We start from the raw sequence: 14,623 nt of genomic DNA, 5'->3' as shown, positions 1-14,623 counted from the left end.
TTTGGATGATCGTTCCCACGCTCCGCGTGGGAATGCCTCTTGTGACGCTCTGCGTCACGCTTTGGAACGCAGAGCGTCCCGGCTGCATTCCCACGCAGAGCGGGGGAACGATCAATGCACACCAATCAGCGATTGAACCGCTCCACCAACGAGTATTGCGTATTCGCGGTTTTGGTCAGCTCTTCACTCAACAACGCCGAGTTCTGAGCCTGTTCCGAGGTCTGGTCTGCCAGGTCAGAGATGTTGCTGATGTTGCGGCTGATTTCTTCGGCCACGGCGCTTTGCTCTTCCGTGGCGGCAGCGATCTGGGTGGTCATGTCGGTGATGTTGGCCACCGCTTCGCTGATCCCCACCAGTGCCTGATCGGCTTCCAGCACCCGCGCCACGCCTTCTTCGGCCTGGCGATGCCCGGCTTCCATGGTCTGTACGGCAGTGCCTGCGGTTTGCTGCAGCTTGGCGATCAGCGCATGAATCTGCCCGGTGGATTCGCTGGTACGTTGCGCCAACTGACGCACTTCGTCGGCGACCACTGCAAAACCACGACCCATCTCGCCGGCCCGCGCCGCTTCGATGGCGGCGTTCAGCGCCAGCAGGTTGGTCTGGTCGGCGATCCCTTTGATCACGTCGACCACGCCACCGATTTCGTCGCTGTCCTTGGCCAGTTGGGTCACGGTCAGGCCGGTTTCCCCAACCACCACCGACAGGCGCTGAATGGCTTCGCGGGTTTCCCCGGCGATGTCGCGCCCGCGCCCGGTCAGGCGATTGGCTTCCTGGGTGGCATCGGCGGTGCGCTGCACATGGCTGGCGACTTCCTGCGTGGTTGCGGCCATCTGATTGACGGCGGTGGCGACTTGCTCGGTTTCGACGCGCTGACGTTCCAGGCCGGTGGAGCTGCTGTGGGCCAGGGCGTCGGACTGCCTGGCCTGATCGGTCAGGTGTTCGGCCGTGTCCTGCAGGCGAGTCAGGCAGGTTTTCAAGCGTGCTTCCTGGCTGAGGATCGACATCTCAAGGCGCGCCTGGGCGCCGCGGCTGTCGGTGTACATCTGCGCGATCAACGGGTCGGACGTGGTCTGCTCGGCCAGGCGCAACAAACGCTTGATGCCACGCTGCTGCCAGCTCAGGCCCATCAGGCCCAACGGCACCGAGAGCGCGGCGGCGAGGGCGAAACCCCACTGCGAGGTCAGGGTGGCACCAATCATGAAACTCAACTGGCTGACCAGAATGAACGGCAGCCAGTCTTGTAGAACCGGCAACCATTTATCGCTGGAAGGAATCGCCGACTTGCCCTGGTTGATGCGTTGGTAGAGCGCTTCGGCGCGGCGGATCTGTTCGGCGGTGGGCTTGACCCGCACCGACTCGTAACCGATCACCTGATTGCCTTCGAAGATCGGTGTCACGTAGGCGTTGACCCAATAGTGATCACCGCTCTTGCAGCGATTCTTGACAATACCCATCCATGGCAAGCCTTGTTTCAGTGTCGCCCACATGTGCGAGAACACCGCGGCCGGGACGTCGGGGTGACGCACCAGGTTATGCGGCGCACGGATCAGTTCTTCACGAGAAAACCCGCTGATCTCGACGAAGTCGTCGTTGCAGTAGGTGATCATGCCTTTGGCATCGGTGGTGGAAATCAACCGTTGCTGGGCCGGGAAGGTCCGTTCGCGTTGTGTAATTGGCTGGTTGTTACGCATGGCTTTTTTAATCCGCAAGGCTTTCAAGTGCTGTATCGGCATCGCCAGCGAATGGTTGAGCTTATTTTTCAATTATCAGCGGTCCGTCGCAAAATGACCCTTGCGTCAGCCGACGAGCATCGGATAGGTGAACAAGCCGAAATGCAGGGCATTCAGACCAAAATGCGTGGCGAGGGCGGCGGCCAGTCCGCCGAAGCGGTAGGCCAGGCCGTAGCCGATTCCGGCCAGGCTCGCCAACAGTACCCATTGCCATCCGGCTCCCGCATGCGCCAAGCCAAACACCAGCGAGGCGAGCAACAGGGCGAGGTTTTCCCCCTGAGCCAGGTTCTTGAAATATCGGCTCAAGCCGCCCTGGATATAGCCGCGGAACAGCGCTTCCTCGACCAGCGTCACCAGCAGCAGATTGTTGAGCAACCATAGCCAGGCAGCGTCTGGCCATTTCGGCGCCCAGGCAATGACGCCCAGCAACAGTGCGCCGCCCAGTGCAAGCACGGCACTCAGGGCCAGCGCGACTGGCGTGGCATACAGGAATAGCCGCAGTGAACGCCGACCGACAATCCACGGACAGACCAGCAATAGCCAGAAACCGATCAGGGGTTTATCCAGATTCAGGTACATGGAAAACCGCACGGCATCGTCGGTGAAACGCTGCGGGTCGATCACCCGACCGTTATGGAAGCCCGGCAACCAGTGCATCGCCAATGCCAGCGCCAGGAAGATGAACAGACCGTGGCCGAGATAGCGGCCGAACGGCAGCTTCGTTTGACGAACGGCGAAACCGGCGATCAGTAACAAGCCGACGGAAATCCCGACAAGCCAGCCGAGACGGCCATAGGCCAGGGCCATGCCATAGCCGAGGGAGAGCAGGGCCAGAAAAGTCCATGGCAGGGCGGACATTGAAAATCCTTTTATCTGAAATTTAAGGGGGCCTGAACCCGCCCCCTGTGGAAGCGAGCCTGCTCACGTAGCGGAGTGTCGTTCAAGATCAGCGGCGAATGGTACACCGTCATCGCGAGCAGGCTCGCTAGCCCATTGATTTTAATAACCCAAACAGAAACACCGCCATCAAGGCGGTGTTGCTGTCAGCGCAGGGGTTACGACGCAATCAACTGCCGCAACACGTAATGCAGGATCCCTCCCGACTTGAAGTACTCCACTTCATTAAGCGTATCGATCCGGCACAGTACCTCGATCCTTTCACTGGTGCCGTTTTCACGGTTGATCACCAGGGTCAGGTTCATTCTCGGCGTCAGCTCAACATCGCTCAGGCCGAGAATATCCAGGGTTTCAGTGCCTCGCAGATTCAGGCTCTTGCGGTTTTGATCGAGCTTGAACTGCAGCGGCAACACCCCCATGCCCACCAGATTGGAGCGGTGAATCCGCTCGAAACTCTCGGCGATGACCGCTTTGACCCCCAGCAGATTGGTGCCCTTGGCCGCCCAGTCACGGCTCGAGCCGGTGCCATATTCTTGCCCTGCGATTACCACCAGCGGCGTCCCCGCGGCTTGATAACGCATGGCCGCATCGTAGATCGCCAACTTCTCTGCGGTGGGGATGTAGAGGGTGTTGCCACCTTCTTCACCACCCAGCATTTCATTGCGAATACGGATGTTGGCGAAGGTGCCGCGCATCATCACTTCATGATTGCCGCGGCGCGAACCGTAGGAGTTGAAGTCCCGTGGCTCCACGCCTTTTTCGCGCAGGTAGCGGCCCGCCGGGCTGTCAGCCTTGATGTTGCCGGCCGGGGAAATGTGGTCGGTGGTCACCGAGTCGCCGAGCAGCGCAAGCACGCGCGCGCCGTTGACGTCCTTCACCACTGGCGGCGGTCCGCCGATGTCATCGAAGAACGGCGGGTGCTGGATATAAGTCGAATCGTCCTGCCAGACGTAGGTCGCCGCTTGCGGCACTTCAATGGCTTGCCACTGTTCATCGCCAGCAAAGACTTCGGCGTACTCCTTGTGGAACATGGCGGTGTTGACCTGCTCCACCGCGTCGGCGATTTCCTGTGTACTTGGCCAGATATCCCGCAGATAAACCAGATTGCCGCTCTGGTCTTCGCCCAAGGGTTCGCGGCTGAGGTCGATGCGCACGGTGCCGGCCAGTGCATAAGCGACCACCAGTGGCGGCGAGGCCAGCCAGTTGGTTTTCACCAGCGGATGGACCCGGCCTTCGAAGTTACGGTTGCCCGACAGCACCGAGGCTACGGTCAGGTCAGCTTTCTGGATGGCTTTTTCGATCGGTTCCGGCAACGGGCCAGAGTTGCCGATGCAAGTGGTGCAGCCATAGCCCACCAGAGCGAAACCCAGTTCATCGAGGTACTGCGTCAGCCCGGCAGCCTTGTAATAGTCGGTGACCACTTTCGAACCGGGGGCAAGGGAGCTTTTCACCCAGGGCTTGCGGCGCAGGCCTTTTTCCACGGCTTTCTTCGCCACCAGACCGGCAGCCATCATCACGCTCGGGTTGGAGGTGTTGGTGCAGGAGGTGATCGCGGCAATCACCACCGCGCCGTTTTTCAGCCGCACCGTTTGCCCTTCAAAGTCGTAGTCCACTTCACCGGCCAGATCGGCGTTACCCACCGCCACACCGCCGCCGCCCTCGCTTTCCAGGCGACCTTCTTCCTTGCTGGTAGGTTTTATTTGCAGGCCGAGGAAGTCGCTGAACGCTTGCGCGACATTCGGCAGTGAAACCCGGTCTTGTGGGCGTTTTGGTCCGGCGAGGCTGGCTTCGACACTGGCCATGTCCAGCGCCAGGCTGTCAGTGAACACCGGTTCCTTGCCCGGCAGGCGCCACAACCCTTGCGCCTTGCTGTAGGCCTCGACCAGTTTTACGGTCTCAATCGGGCGCCCGGACAGGCGCAGGTATTCCAGCGTCACGTCGTCCACCGGGAAGAAGCCGCAAGTGGCGCCGTACTCCGGGGCCATGTTGGCAATGGTCGCGCGGTCGGCCAGCGGCAGGTCGGCGAGGCCGTCACCGTAGAACTCGACGAATTTCCCCACAACGCCTTTCTTGCGCAGCATCTGGGTCACTGTCAGCACCAGGTCAGTGGCGGTGATGCCTTCCTTGAGTTTGCCGGTGAGTTTGAAGCCAATCACTTCCGGGATCAGCATCGACACCGGTTGCCCGAGCATCGCCGCTTCCGCTTCAATGCCGCCTACCCCCCAGCCGAGGACGCCGAGGCCGTTGATCATGGTGGTGTGGGAGTCGGTGCCCACCAGCGTATCCGGGAAGGCGTACGTGCGGCCGTCCTCGTCTTTGGTCCAGACGGTGCGGCCCAGGTATTCCAGGTTGACCTGGTGACAGATCCCGGTGCCCGGCGGCACCACGCTAAAGTTATCAAAGGCGCTTTGGCCCCAGCGCAGGAACGCGTAGCGCTCGCCGTTGCGTTGCATTTCGATATCGACGTTCTGTTCGAAAGCGCTGCTGGTGGCGAATTTGTCGACCATCACCGAATGGTCGATCACCAGGTCGACGGGGGAGAGCGGGTTGATCCGCTGCGGATCGCCACCGGCCTTGGCCATCGCCGCGCGCATGGCGGCCAGGTCGACCACCGCAGGTACACCGGTGAAGTCTTGCATCAGCACGCGCGCCGGGCGGTACTGGATTTCGCGGTCGGAACGGCGCTCCTTGAGCCAGGCGGCAATCGCCTTGAGATCGGCGCCGGTCACGGTTTTTTCATCTTCCCAGCGCAGCAGGTTTTCCAGCAGCACTTTCAACGACATGGGCAGCTTGTCCAGATCACCCAGGCTTTTGGCGGCATCGGGCAGGCTGAAATAGTGGTAGGTCTTGTCGTCGACTTGCAGGGTTTTCAAAGTCTTCAGGCTATCGAGGGACGGCATTACGATCACTCCTTTAAGTCCGCACGGCTGCAGACTGAGGGGACGGGCAGAGCATTAAACCTAGCCCTGTTTCAAGTAGCTGGCTAATAACTGGACTCTATGGACAGACCCCAGGTTCCGATCTCGGCTATCATGCGCCGGTTTTCGTGACAGGCTTTGCTGCAGAGCAAGCCTGGGCATCGCGCAGTGGTTGAATGTCTCGCCATCTGCCCAGGAGTAAGAATGAACACCCTATTCATGCATTGCCGGCCGGGCTTCGAAGGCGAAGTCTGTTCGGAGATTTCCGACCTTGCCGCACAACTGAACGTGGCCGGTTATGCCAAGGCCAAGGCCGCCAGCGCCTGCGCCGAATTTGTCTGCACCGAAGAAGATGGCGCCGAGCGCCTGATGCGTGGTCAGCGTTTTGAACGACTGATCTTCCCGCGCCAATGGGCACGGGGTATTTTCATTGATCTGCCGGAAACCGACCGCATCAGCGTAATCCTCGCACACATGGCGGATTTTCCCGTGTGCGGTAGCCTTTGGCTGGAAATGGTCGATACCAACGATGGCAAGGAACTGTCGAACTTCTGCAAAAAGTTCGAAGTGCATTTGCGCAAAGCGCTGATGGCGGCTGGCAAACTGGTAGATGATGCCAATAAACCGCGCCTGCTACTGACGTTCAAGAGCGGGCGTGAAGTGTTCGTCGGCCTGGCCGAGTCGAATAATTCGGCGATGTGGCCGATGGGCATTCCGCGTCTGAAGTTCCCTCGCGAGGCGCCGAGCCGTTCGACCTTGAAGCTGGAGGAGGCCTGGCACCACTTTATCCCGCGTGATCAGTGGGACGAACGCTTGCACAGTGACATGACTGGCGTCGACCTCGGTGCCGCACCGGGTGGCTGGACCTGGCAACTGGTCAACCGCGGCATGCTGGTGACCGCGATTGACAACGGGCCGATGGCCGAAAGCCTGATGGACACCGGCCTGGTGCAGCACTTGATGGCCGACGGTTTCACCTTCAAGCCCAAGCAACCGGTGGACTGGATGGTCTGCGACATCGTCGAGAAACCGGCGCGCAACGCCGCGATGCTCGAGGAGTGGATCGGCGAGGGGCATTGCCGCGAAGCAGTGGTCAACCTCAAGCTGCCGATGAAACAGCGCTATGCCGAGGTGAAGCGCCTGCTGGAGCGGATTGCCGATGGCTTCAAGGCCCGGGGCATCAAGGTCGAGATCGGCTGCAAGCAGCTGTACCACGACCGTGAAGAAGTGACCTGTCATTTGCGTCGGATCGACGTGAAGAAACCCAAGTCCCGCTGATTTACGCCGATGGCTTTGTGGCGAGGGAGCTTGCTCCCGCTGGGCTGCGAAGCGGCCCTGAGTTCAGTGGCCTCACGATATCAGGTACACCTCATACACAGGTTTTGCGACGGCTTCGCCGCCGAGCGGGAGCAAGCTCCCTCGCCACAAACCCGGCAATGGGCGACAATGCCGGCAAGTTTCAGGAGTTGATCATGAGTGAAATGCTTGATACGCCGGTTGACGGCACCCTCGACGCCACCGGCCTCAACTGTCCGGAACCGGTGATGATGCTGCACCAGCACATCCGTGACCTGGTCCCCGGCGGTTTGCTCAAGGTGATCGCCACCGATCCGTCGACTCGTCGCGATATTCCCAAGTTCTGCGTGTTTCTCGACCACGAACTGGTGGGCCAACATGAAGATGCAGGGACTTACCTGTACTGGATTCGCAAAAAGTCCGTTTGACGGACAAAAAAAGACCTGCAAAAGCAGGTCTTTTTTTGGGTAATCAGCCCACCGAGCGGCTGAGGCGAATGCGTTTGCGCGCACTGCGGGTCAGCCGTATCGACAGCATCAATGCCGCACAACTCAAACCGGCGATCAGGCCTTCCCACAGCCCGCTCGGGCCGCTGGCCGGGCCGAGCCAATCGGTCAGCCCCAGCACATACCCAACCGGCAGCCCGATGCCCCAATAGGCGAACAACGTCAGGATCATCGTCACCCGCGTGTCCTGGTAGCCACGCAGCGCTCCGGCGCAGATCACCTGAATGGCATCCGAGAACTGATACAGCGCGGCGTAGACGATCAGCATCGACGCAATCTGGATCACTGCCTTGTCGGGCGTGTAGATCGAAGCGATAGGTTCGCGCAGGCAGAGGATCAGTGTCGCCGAAAATGCAGCGAACACCAGCGCTGCACCGAGCCCGACTTTCGCCGCGAACCGCGCCTGCCACGGGTTGCCTGCGCCCAATGCCTGGCCGACCCGCACGGTTACCGCCATGCCCAGCGAGTAAGGAATCATGAACAGTAGCGAGCTGATGTTCAGGGCGATCTGGTGGCCGGCCACGACGGTGGAGCCGAGGCTACCGATCAACAGGGCGATGACCGCGAAGATGCTCGACTCGGCGAAGACTGCGATACCGATTGGCAGGCCAATGCCGACCAGGCGCTTGATCACCGCCCATTGCGGGCGATCGAAGCGCACCAATACGCGAGTACGCGCATAGAACGGCGCCCAGAAAGTCCAGCCGGCCATGCTCAGCGCCATGAACCACATCACGATGCCGCTGGCCCAGCCGCAACCGACGCCACCCAGGGCCGGGGCGCCGAAATGGCCGTAGATCAGCGCATAGTTCAGCGGGATATTCAGTAACAGGCCGCACAAGCCAATGACCATGCTCGGACGTGTCCGGCCCATGCCGTCGCTGTAGCAGCGCAGCACATAATAAAAGGCCATGCCCGGCAAGCCGAAAGCGATGCCATGCAGGTAACCCATGCTGGGTTCGATCAACTGTGCATCGACTTTCATCCAGTGCAGGATCGGCTCGGCCGCGAGCAACAGACCACTGCCGATCAACCCGACACACAGTGCGAGCCACAATGCCTGGCGTACCAGAGGACCAATCTGGTCAAACTGCCCGGCGCCAAAACGTTGCGCGACCTTGGGAGTGGTGGCCAGCAGAACGCCGGACATCAGCAGGTAGACCGGAATCCAGATCGAGTTGCCCAGCGCCACCGAGGCCAGATCCCGCGGGCTGACGCGGCCGGCCATCACCGCATCGACAAAGCCCATGGCGGTGGTGGCCAATTGCGCGACCATGATCGGCATAGCCAGGCTGAGCAAGCCTTTGAGCTCCATGCGTACGGGAGTCGTCCGCGCAGGAGCCGCGGCGACGGTGTTTTCAATGACAGGGTTCAATAGCGAAGCGTCCAAAAGGGTTTTGTTGCACAGGCGCGCATTCTACGCGTTGACGCAGCGGTCAGGAAAAGACCAGTGTTAGGGATTTGTAAACACTTGCCAGCAGCGTGCTAGGCGCGATGTGCCATCTACGCCTACACTGCCGATCCGCCAAAGGAGCCTGCCATGCTGATTGTTGCCGACGAAAACATCCCCCTGCTCGATGCCTTCTTCGAAGGTTTCGGTGAAATCCGCCGGGTGCCGGGTCGATCCATTGACCGCGCCACCGTCGAACAGGCCGACGTGCTGCTGGTGCGCTCAGTGACCAACGTCAACCGCGCGTTGCTCGACGGCAGCAAAGTGCGCTTTGTCGGCACCTGCACCATCGGCACCGATCACCTGGACCTCGATTACTTCCGGCAGGCCGGTATCACCTGGTCCAGTGCGCCGGGTTGCAACGCCCGGGGCGTGGTCGACTATGTGCTCGGCAGCTTGTTGACCCTGGCCGAAATCGAAGGCGTCGATCTGACGCAGCGCACCTACGGCGTAGTCGGGGCCGGCGAAGTGGGCGGGCGATTGGTCAAGGTCCTGCAGGGGCTGGGCTGGAAGGTGCTGGTCTGCGACCCGCCACGTCAAGTTGTTGAAGGTGGTGATTACGTCAGTCTCGAGGACATCATCGCGCAGTGCGACGTGATCAGCCTGCACACACCGCTAACCAAGCAAGGCCCGCAGTCGACCTGGCATCTGTTTGATAAAAAACGCTTGAACCAGCTCAAGCCCGGTGCCTGGCTGATCAATGCCAGCCGTGGTCCGGTGGTCAACAATGCTGCCTTGCGCGATGTGTTGCTGGAGCGCGAAGACCTGCAGGCGGTGCTGGATGTCTGGGAAGGGGAGCCGGAAGTCGATGTGGCGCTGGCCGAGCTTTGCGTTCTGGCAACGCCGCACATTGCCGGCTATAGCCTTGATGGCAAGCAGCGCGGTACCGCGCAAATCTACCAGGCCTACTGCGATTTCCTCGGGCAACCGGCCCAGGTCCGCTTGAGTGATTTGTTGCCGGCGCCGTGGTTGTCGCAAGTGACCTTGAACGCGCAAAGCGATCCGGCCTGGGCATTGGCGATGTTGTGCCGTGGCGTGTACGACCCGCGCCGCGACGATGCGGATTTCCGCCGCAGCCTTGTAGGCAGCGTGAGCGAGCAGCGTGCGGCATTCGATGTGTTACGCAAGCATTATCCGTCGCGTCGTGAGATCGATGGCTTGCAGGTGCGGATCGAAGGGGATGCGCCGGTACTGCGGCAGATTGTGGCGGCGTTGGGCGCGACAATTATTTAAAGATCATCGCTGTAGAGCTGCCACAACAGGCAGGCATAAAAAACCCGGCCAACCAGGGCCGGGTCAAGAAGACGGTGGCTATATCACTTTTTTTCGGCAGGCTTGACCAATCGCTTGTCCAGATCGCGGCAAGCTTTCTGGATCATGTCTTCAGTGATCGGTACTTCGCGGCCCTGTTCATCGATAATCGAGCAACCCAGAGACTGGTCTGGCTGCGTGCGGATCACTTGAATCTTGTCATCGCTGCTGTTTTGCAAGGACATGGCCTGTCTCCTCATCAGGTTGTGTACCCACTCTAAAACCGCCAGGTGACCAGGCTGTGACATCTCCCTGCGATCACTCCCGGACGGCAATATCAGTCCACCAGAAATATCGTGGTGTTGCCACCCGAACTTTAGACCGATAGCGTCTAGCCCCTAGTCTTGATGGACATAATTAACCTGACTCATTGTGATTTACCAAGTTCCACCCCATTGATCGGTGTAAGTTGCTTTTCTCAGTTGCTCTCGCCTGGATGATGCCGATGCTCACTGTTCGCCACCGCCGTGCCATTCGTCTGGCCAGCCGTTTCATCGCGCCCTATCGCTGGCATGCATTGGGTGCCTTGCTGGCGTTGGTCGTCACGGCGGGCATTACCCTGTCCATGGGGCAGGGCATACGCATGCTGGTGGATCAGGGCTTCATGACCCAGTCACCGCATTTGCTCAACCAGTCCATCGGCGTGTTCATGCTGCTGGTATTGGGGCTGGCGGTCGGCACCTTCGCTCGGTTTTATCTGGTGTCGTGGATCGGCGAGCGCTGTGTCGCCGATATTCGCCGGCAGGTTTTCAACCATTTGATCTATCTGCATCCAGGGTTTTATGAAAACAACCGCAGCTCGGAAATTCAATCGCGACTGACTGCCGATACCACACTGCTGCAATCGGTGATCGGCTCTTCGCTGTCGATGTTCCTGCGGAACCTGTTGATGGTCATCGGCGGGATCGTCCTGCTGTTCATTACCAATCCCAAACTCACCAGCATCGTTGTCGTCGCCTTGCCATTGGTGATTGCGCCGATCCTGATTTTTGGCCGACGCGTGCGCAACCTGTCGCGCTTGAGCCAGGACCGCATCGCCGATATCGGCAGTTATGTCTCCGAGACCCTCAGCCAGATCAAAACCGTGCAGGCCTACAACCACCAGGCCCAGGACCAGCAGCGGTTTGCCGTAACCGTTGAAGACGCATTCAACACCGCGCGCAGACGCATCTTTCAGCGGGCCTGGCTGATTACCCTGGTCATCGTCCTGGTTCTGGGTGCAGTCGGGGTCATGCTCTGGGTCGGCGGCATGGACGTGATTGCCGGGCGCATTTCTGCGGGGGAGCTGGCGGCGTTCGTTTTTTACAGCCTGATCGTTGGCAGTGCATTCGGCACCTTGAGCGAAGTGATTGGCGAATTGCAACGTGCGGCCGGCGCAGCTGAGCGGATCGCCGAATTGTTGCGCTCGGAAAATATCATCCGGCCACCGACGACTGGTCTGGTGGCTTTGCCCGCGCGGGTGAAGGGCGAGCTGGTGCTTGAGGATGTGCGTTTTTCCTACCCGTCGCGTCCCGAAAGCTATGCGGTCGATGGCTTGAGCCTGAGCATCCGCTCGGGCGAAACCCTGGCATTGGTCGGGCCTTCGGGGGCAGGCAAGTCGACAGTGTATGACTTGCTGCTGCGCTTCTACGACCCCTCCGAGGGACGCATCCTGCTTGATGGCACTGAATTGACCCGGCTCGATCCTTTGGATTTGCGTCGTTGTTTTGCCCTGGTCTCGCAGTCCCCAGCACTGTTTTTCGGCAGCATCGAAGAGAACATCCGCTACGGCAATCCGACGGCGACGCTCGCCGAGGTCCAGGAGGCGGCAAAAATCGCCTACGCCCACGACTTTATCGAAGCCATGCCCAACGGTTACCAGACGCATCTGGGCGATGGCGGCCTCGGCTTGTCCGGTGGCCAACGCCAGCGTCTGGCGATCGCCCGGGCGCTGCTGGTGGACGCGCCGATCCTCTTGCTTGACGAAGCCACCAGCGCCCTCGATGCGCAAAGCGAGCATCTGATCCAGCAAGCCCTGCCGAGCCTGATGAAAAACCGCACGACCCTGGTCATCGCCCATCGGCTGGCCACGGTAAAAAACGCCGACCGTATCGCCGTGATGGACCAAGGGAAAGTGGTGGCGGTGGGCACGCATCAAGAACTCATTGCCAGCAATGCGCTGTATGCGCGGTTGGCGGCGTTGCAGTTCAGTGATGGCCAGGCAGAACTCGAACTTCCCCCGGTAAGAGCCGTCGAGTGAAGCAAGGCTGCGATCTTTTGATCTTGATTTAACAAAAATGCCCGCATCAATCGATGCGGGCATTTTTGTGTCCCAAGGAGAAGCACGGATCAAAAGATCGCAGCCTCGCCAGCTCCAACAGGGCTATTACTGATCGTCGAAATAACGCTCATGCCAATCCACGATCGGCTGTGGCGAGTTGAGTTTCTGGCCGTAGATCACCGAGTACGACAACACGTTTTGCACGTACTGGCGGGTTTCGTCGAACGGAATGCTTTCCACCCACACGTCGAAGCTCAGGTGGTCGGCACCGCGCAGCCACTGACGAACACGCCCGGGGCCGGCGTTATAGGCGGCGGAGGCGAGGACGCGGTTGCCGTTGAACTGGCTGTGCACCTGGCTCAGGTAGGCGGCACCGAGCTGAATATTCTTGTCCGGGTCGAACAGCTGCTGCGGCGACGCGTACGGAATGCTGAACTTGCGTGCGGTTTCCTTGGCCGTGGCGGGCATCAACTGCATCAGGCCCGACGCGCCGACGCCGGAACGGGCGTCTTCCATGAAGGCACTTTCCTGACGGGTGATGGCGAATGCCCAGCTTGGATGTAAGCCGCGATTCTTCGCTTCACGTACCAGCGTGTTGCGGTGGGCCATCGGGAATCGTATATCCAGATCGTCCCAATACTGCGCTTGGCTGATCGTGCGAATGGCCGGGAAATACCATTTGAGGTCGTAGGCCAGCTTGGCCTGGGCAACCATTTCGTCGCGGTTGAAGTGGCGACTGACGTGGTACCACTCACGACGACCGTCGACAATTTGCCCGCGAGCATGAAATTCCAGAGCCCGGCGTATACCGGGGGTGTTGCGAACCTTGTTGATCAGCGCCTGGCTCATCACCAGCGGTTTGTTGTTCAACGAATAGGCGGATTGCGAACGATCTGCCGCGAGAAATCCGTAGAAGTCACGTTCGCGAGCAAGATTTTTGTAGAGGTTTTGCGGTTCTGGGCTTTGCGGTTGTGCCAGCTCCAGGCTACGGGCCTGCCAGTAACGCCAGCGGTTAGTGGTGGCGAGGTCCTGGGGCAGGCGGCGGGTCAACTGATAAGCGTCGTCCCAGCGAGCCAGGCGCAATAACAGGCGCATACGCCATTCGGACACGGTGTTGTCGCGCAGTTCCGGGTCGTACCTGGTCATCATGTCCAGCGCGCGGCTGTCGAAGCGTTTGGCGAGGGTCAATCCGATTTCCCGGGCGATCGCGACTTTTTCATCCCGGGAGAAATGCATGCTGCTGGCATACCCGTCGAGCAGGTTCATGGCCCTGTCCGGGTCCTGGCGGGCGAGACGGCGCAGGCCGAGGCTGACCACATCGGACATCGGCTCGTCAGCTGGCGTGAAGCGTGATGGCTGATTCAACAATTCCGGGTTTTGCGCCACATCGATCAGCAAGCGGCCGCGAGGGGCGAGGGTGGTGAGGCCGTTCACCAGGCTGGTGGCCAGTGGATAGTTGCGCGCCTGAGCGGCGAGCTTGGTGCGTTCCCAACGTTTCTGTTCGGTTAACTGGCCGTCGGCGGCCCACATGCCGAACAGCGCATCACACGCCGCCGGTTGCGATTTCCCGGACAGCCACAGCTTGTTGGCGTTGGCGTAACCCTCGGACTTGAGGTTGTGGCTGATTTGATACTGCGCATTCAGGCAGTCCAACTCAGTGAAGTTGAGCTTGGGGTCGTAATACTTGATGAAAGTCGCCCAATCACCCCGTTCGGCCAGCCAGCGCAACCAGCGCAGTTTCATCCAGTTGGCCTGCGGCAGGTCGCCATGCTCGGCGAGAAATTTTTCGATCTCGGCGTTGCTCGCGGTTTTCAGACGTGCGGTCAGCTCATCGTAGGCGAGATAGGGTTCCAGCGGATAATCGGCCAAGGCCTGGCTGTAACGGAAATACGGGCCGCTATCGCCCTTGGCCAGGGCGCGTTTGGCTTCATCGTAATACTGGCGTTGGGTGGAGAGGTCTACGGCCTGGGCGGATTGAACGGCAGCGGCAGACAGTAAAAAACACGACAAAAAATTGAAAAGGCGACTGCGCATGAGACGTCCGGACAGATAAACCATGACAAGAGTGCTGGCGATGCCCGCACTGAATTATCCGTAGCTTAGCCTTTTGCCAGCAGCGGGTGAAAGCTTTGCGGACCTGTCTGCATCAGTTCGCAACATTTGTTGTGCAGAGTGCTTCGACAGTGAAATTGCCGGCCTTCTGAAGCCTCAAGTCAGGTAGAATGCGCGCCCGGTTTTTGGAGAAGCTCATGACC

General features: G+C 60.0%; 10 protein-coding genes. 4 read left to right on the top strand and 6 right to left on the bottom strand.

Annotation, left to right across the window (positions count from 1 at the left end):
• Window positions 1–125: 125 nt before the first annotated feature.
• From D8V06_RS04295 to acnA, 3 genes are all read right to left on the bottom strand, one after another.
• Window positions 126–1,691: a PAS domain-containing methyl-accepting chemotaxis protein gene (locus tag D8V06_RS04295; protein ID WP_056857099.1), complete on the bottom strand. Its 1,566-nt coding sequence runs from the start codon at window positions 1,689–1,691 to the stop codon at window positions 126–128.
• Window positions 1,692–1,796: 105 nt separating this feature from the next.
• Window positions 1,797–2,588: a CPBP family intramembrane glutamic endopeptidase gene (locus D8V06_RS04290; RefSeq protein ID WP_130907251.1), complete on the bottom strand. Its 792-nt coding sequence runs from the start codon at window positions 2,586–2,588 to the stop codon at window positions 1,797–1,799.
• 197 nt (window positions 2,589–2,785) lie between these two features.
• Window positions 2,786–5,527 (bottom strand): aconitate hydratase AcnA, encoded by a 2,742-nt coding sequence (gene acnA, locus D8V06_RS04285; RefSeq protein WP_130903715.1) that lies wholly within the window; start codon window positions 5,525–5,527, stop codon window positions 2,786–2,788.
• A 222-nt stretch (window positions 5,528–5,749) separates the two neighbouring features.
• On the opposite strand from acnA, the gene rlmM reads away from it, so the two are divergent.
• Window positions 5,750–6,823 (top strand): 23S rRNA (cytidine(2498)-2'-O)-methyltransferase RlmM, encoded by a 1,074-nt coding sequence (rlmM, locus tag D8V06_RS04280; RefSeq protein ID WP_056857007.1) that lies wholly within the window; start codon window positions 5,750–5,752, stop codon window positions 6,821–6,823.
• 194 nt (window positions 6,824–7,017) lie between these two features.
• Window positions 7,018–7,269, top strand: a complete 252-nt coding sequence (gene tusA / locus D8V06_RS04270) for a sulfurtransferase TusA (protein WP_056857100.1) — start codon at window positions 7,018–7,020, stop codon at window positions 7,267–7,269.
• A 43-nt stretch (window positions 7,270–7,312) separates the two neighbouring features.
• On the opposite strand, the gene D8V06_RS04265 is transcribed toward tusA, so the two are convergent.
• Complete coding sequence (locus D8V06_RS04265; RefSeq protein WP_130907252.1) at window positions 7,313–8,662, bottom strand: MATE family efflux transporter; 1,350 nt, start codon at window positions 8,660–8,662, stop codon at window positions 7,313–7,315.
• 225 nt (window positions 8,663–8,887) lie between these two features.
• Between D8V06_RS04265 and pdxB the strand changes: the two genes are divergently transcribed.
• Window positions 8,888–10,030 (top strand): 4-phosphoerythronate dehydrogenase PdxB, encoded by a 1,143-nt coding sequence (pdxB, locus tag D8V06_RS04260; protein WP_130930503.1) that lies wholly within the window; start codon window positions 8,888–8,890, stop codon window positions 10,028–10,030.
• 83 nt (window positions 10,031–10,113) lie between these two features.
• Here the strand turns inward: pdxB and D8V06_RS04255 are convergent, their stop codons facing one another.
• Window positions 10,114–10,293, bottom strand: a complete 180-nt coding sequence (locus tag D8V06_RS04255) for a PA1571 family protein (RefSeq protein ID WP_056857010.1) — start codon at window positions 10,291–10,293, stop codon at window positions 10,114–10,116.
• Window positions 10,294–10,544: 251 nt separating this feature from the next.
• On the opposite strand from D8V06_RS04255, the gene D8V06_RS04250 reads away from it, so the two are divergent.
• Entirely contained in the window at window positions 10,545–12,347 is a 1,803-nt protein-coding gene (locus D8V06_RS04250; RefSeq protein ID WP_177434353.1) for an ABC transporter transmembrane domain-containing protein, read from the top strand.
• Between the two features lie 126 nt (window positions 12,348–12,473).
• Here the strand turns inward: D8V06_RS04250 and D8V06_RS04245 are convergent, their stop codons facing one another.
• Complete coding sequence (locus D8V06_RS04245; RefSeq protein ID WP_056857101.1) at window positions 12,474–14,402, bottom strand: transglycosylase SLT domain-containing protein; 1,929 nt, start codon at window positions 14,400–14,402, stop codon at window positions 12,474–12,476.
• Between the last annotated feature and the right edge of the window lie 221 nt (window positions 14,403–14,623).

The sequence above is a fragment of the Pseudomonas sp. Sample_24 genome (assembly GCF_004307605.1).
In the GTDB taxonomy this organism is placed as follows: domain Bacteria; phylum Pseudomonadota; class Gammaproteobacteria; order Pseudomonadales; family Pseudomonadaceae; genus Aquipseudomonas.
This window is presented reverse-complemented; position numbering and strand designations above follow the sequence as displayed.

What these genes read in the sequence shown, in the direction of transcription:
- D8V06_RS04250 (WP_177434353.1), top strand. Translation starts at nt 10,545, where the DNA reads ATGATGCCGATGCTCACTGTTCGCCACCGCCGTGCCATTCGTCTGGCC.
- D8V06_RS04265 (WP_130907252.1), bottom strand. Translation starts at nt 8,662, where the DNA reads ATGGAGCTCAAAGGCTTGCTCAGCCTGGCTATGCCGATCATGGTCGCG.
- D8V06_RS04245 (WP_056857101.1), bottom strand. Translation starts at nt 14,402, where the DNA reads ATGCGCAGTCGCCTTTTCAATTTTTTGTCGTGTTTTTTACTGTCTGCC.
- rlmM (WP_056857007.1), top strand. Translation starts at nt 5,750, where the DNA reads ATGAACACCCTATTCATGCATTGCCGGCCGGGCTTCGAAGGCGAAGTC.
- D8V06_RS04295 (WP_056857099.1), bottom strand. Translation starts at nt 1,691, where the DNA reads ATGCGTAACAACCAGCCAATTACACAACGCGAACGGACCTTCCCGGCC.
- pdxB (WP_130930503.1), top strand. Translation starts at nt 8,888, where the DNA reads ATGCTGATTGTTGCCGACGAAAACATCCCCCTGCTCGATGCCTTCTTC.
- tusA (WP_056857100.1), top strand. Translation starts at nt 7,018, where the DNA reads ATGAGTGAAATGCTTGATACGCCGGTTGACGGCACCCTCGACGCCACC.
- acnA (WP_130903715.1), bottom strand. Translation starts at nt 5,527, where the DNA reads ATGCCGTCCCTCGATAGCCTGAAGACTTTGAAAACCCTGCAAGTCGAC.
- D8V06_RS04255 (WP_056857010.1), bottom strand. Translation starts at nt 10,293, where the DNA reads ATGTCCTTGCAAAACAGCAGCGATGACAAGATTCAAGTGATCCGCACG.
- D8V06_RS04290 (WP_130907251.1), bottom strand. Translation starts at nt 2,588, where the DNA reads ATGTCCGCCCTGCCATGGACTTTTCTGGCCCTGCTCTCCCTCGGCTAT.